The organism is Streptomyces sp. NPDC057474 (genome assembly GCF_042802555.1).
Taxonomy (GTDB): Bacteria; Actinomycetota; Actinomycetes; order Streptomycetales; family Streptomycetaceae; genus Streptomyces.
Genome location: NZ_JBHVDX010000446.1, coordinates 1 through 2880 on the forward strand (window position 1 = coordinate 1; position 2880 = coordinate 2880).

Below are 2880 nucleotides of genomic sequence, written 5' to 3' on the forward strand. Positions count from 1 at the left end.
CCGGGGGCGGCGTGTTGTTGGCCGTTCGGGTGGCGTTGGCGCCCCCGATCCGCGGGGACGTGTCGGGATCCTCGGTGCCGCCCACGACGGTGGGCCCGCCCTCGGCCCTCGGCGACCTCGGTGAATCGGGCGGCCTCGGCCGTCTCGATGACCTGGGCGGCCTCGGCCGCCCGGGTGAGCTCGGTGAGGTGGGCTCGATGAACCGGCTCGCACTCCCCGATCCGCCGCGTCCGGATCTCACGCCGCAGCCCGCCGGTTTCGACGCCCGGTTCGCGTCGACGCCGGGCGATGGCGCCCCGACTCCGATGAATTTCTCCCGGTTCGACGGCATGGCCCTTTCCGGGGCGGACGAGTTGACGAATCTTCGGCTGCGGGTCACGGAGTTCCCGGCGACCGATCTCGCGCCGGCGTCGTTCCGGATCGACGTGATGGACTTCGGTGCCCCGGGTGGTCCGGTACGGCTGGAGAACGTGAACATCACCCTCCGCGAGGGGGGCGGGCTGAGCATCACGGGTCCGCAGGGCGGTGTGCGCTGGCAGGTCGATGCCCTGGGGCACCTGGAGTACCGGGAACTGCCGCTGACCGGCACCGACTTGACCCTGCGTTTCACCGACGACGCCCTGGACCCGATGCCGAGGGTGGTCGGCGCGGACGGGGTGCCCGTCCAGGGTGCGACGCTCACACCGGTCAGGGACGCGACCGGTGCGCTGAGCGAGCTGACCGTGCGGGTGCCCGTGCCGGACACGGGCGGGCTCACGGCGGTGTGGCGGTTCGAACCCGGCGGCACCCTGCGCCAACAGGAGCTGCCGCTCACACTGCCGGGCATCGACGGCCCGGCAGGCCTGGGCATCAAGGTGACGATCACCCCCGGAACGGGCTCCACCACGACCAGGGTCCTCGAACTGACCGGGCCGTCGAACCTCACCGGTTCCTTCCGGCTCGGCCCGATGGACGGCTCACTCGCCGGACGGCTGCCGAACGGCTTCACGGTCACCGACACCGTCACCGGCTCCCGTTTCCACTTCGACGCGAACGGCCGGCTCGCGATACGGGACGTACCCGCCCGGGACGGCTCCGGCCTCCTCCGCTTCACCGAGGACGCCGCACCCGGCACCTCGCCGGTCCGGCTCGACGAACTCGGCGAACTCGGCGACTTCGCCGGTGACCTGGGCGATGTGGCACGGATCTTCGACCGTACGCTCGACGAGGCGGGCGGCGTACGGGGCCCTCTGGACGACCTCGGTCGCCTCACGGGTCCGGACGCACCGCGCACCGACACCCTCCCCGAACCGGGCCGTCTCGGCCCAGGGGAACAGTCACTCGTCGACGACCTCTGGAACAACCTGACCCAGGACGTTCGGCCCCTGTCCGCCGACGAACTGAACCGCGTCATGGGCCCCGACTCGCCCCGCACCGACGCGCTCGCGGAACTCGGCGACCTCCCGGACGCCGAGTTGGAGGCCCTCCAGGCGCGCCTCGACAACCTCCGGCGGATGGACGACGGTCTCCGGGGCGCGGACGAACCGATCCGGGTGCCGCTGTCCGGAGTGGACGAACTGGCGGAATTCGACCTGCGGGTGACCCGCTTCCCGGCGACCGACGAGGCACCGCAGGGCTCGTTCCGGCTCGACCTGACCGACCGCGCCCCCGGCGGGACCGGACCGGTGCGCGCCTCGGACTTCACGGTCGAACTGCTCGACGGCAGCGGCAGGTTCGCCGTCATCGACCCGACCGGCACGACCCGGTTCACGTTCGGGCCGGACGGCGCCTTCCTCGGTCGGGAGACCGCTCTCGCGTTCGACGGGCTACCGGCAGGGCTGCGGCTCCAGGTGACGATCGACCCCGCCGCGCACGGCACCGGGCGAATCGGGGTCGATGTGCTCGCCCCCACCGGCGCCGCCGGTTCCGTCCGGCTCACTCCGCCGAGCGGCGACCTCTCCGGGCGGCTCCCCAGCGGCTTCACCCTCACCGACACGGTCACCGGCTCGCGTTTCCACTTCGACCACACCGGCCGCCTCGCCTTCCGCGACCTGCCGGCCGAGGACGGCTCCGGATTCCTGCGTTTCACCGAGGGTGCCGGGCCCGACATACCGCCCGTACGGCTGGACGAACTGGGCGAGTTCGGCGGCGAGTTGGACGACGTCGACCTCGCCCATATGTTCGACCGTACGCTCGACGAGGCCTCGGGCCCGCGTACGGCGCCGGAGGGCGCCCCGGCGGACATGTCCGGCATCGCCGGCGCCATGGACTTCTTGCACGCGGCGCCCGACTCGCACACCTTCCAGGGGCTGGACCTGCCCGGCGTCCAGCGGCTCTCCGACGACGCGGCCGTGTCGCTGGACCGGCTCGGTCTGCGCCCGGGGCTGCTGGGCGACCAGCTGCGGGAGATGACCACGCAGGCCCGACTGGCACTGCGGCGTCAGGCCGTCTCCACCCTCGGCGACTATCTGGACCTGCCGCTCGCGACCCGCCTCGACGACCTACAGGCAGTCCCCCCGGCAGGCCGCGTCCTCGGCGAGTTCACCGTCACGCCGACCCCGCACGGCGGGCCCGGCGGCAGCCGCTACACCGTGCACCACCACCCCTCCGACCTGACGCTGGGCTTCGACGCGAACCGCGGGCTGGTCCACCAGGAGGTGTTCCTGCGGGGCGGCCCGGCCGACCTGGACGGGCGGAAACTCGGCGTCTCCGGCCGGTCGGCGGACGGCGGACCGTGGACGCCCACCTCGGTCGACTTCGTCGGCGCCCGCCCGGCCGACGACCTGTTCACGGTCGCCCCGAGCACCCAACCGCCCGGCGGTCTCACCCTCACCGACGCGGCCGGCACCACGCACTGGCACTACGTCCCGGAGGGCGTGCACGCCCTCCGGGACGTCCAAC

Annotated in this window: 1 protein-coding gene; it reads left to right on the plus strand. The window is 73.1% G+C overall.

From position 1 onward, the window contains the following. Positions 1-74: 74 nt before the first annotated feature. Positions 75-2880, plus strand: a 2806-nt coding sequence (locus ACFU53_RS47465) for a hypothetical protein (protein ID WP_384006721.1), incomplete at its 3' end; no start/stop codon positions are given.